Genomic DNA, 275 nt, shown 5'->3' with positions numbered 1-275 from the left:
CGCTGCGCGACGTCGACGCCGAAATCTCTTTGCCTGCTTCTGTTTGGTCCACTGTCCTGGACCGCCAGCCGGTGCCCCTGGAACGGGGTTCGCGGGTGGTCGCGCTGGTGAAGGCGGACTTCTGGGTAAAGACTGGTCGCCTCAACATGTCCGTCAAAGACATCAGGCCCGTCGGCCTCGGCGACCTCCTTGCCCGGATCGAACGCCTGCGGCAGGCCTTGGCAGCAGAGGGACTGTTCGCGGATTCCCGAAAACGGAAGCTCCCGCTCCTTCCC

At 64.7% G+C, this 275-nt stretch carries 1 pseudogene; it reads left to right on the top strand.

Annotated features, from left to right (window positions below):
- Positions 1-275 (top strand): annotated as a pseudogene (locus tag SCA31_RS23285) (exodeoxyribonuclease VII large subunit); the annotation flags it as partial.

It is taken from the genome of Chryseobacterium sp. SIMBA_028, from assembly GCF_046535285.1.
Taxonomy (GTDB): Bacteria; Bacteroidota; Bacteroidia; order Flavobacteriales; family Weeksellaceae; genus Chryseobacterium.
Note: the sequence above shows the minus strand (reverse complement) of the source record. Positions and strands in the feature narration are given on the sequence as shown.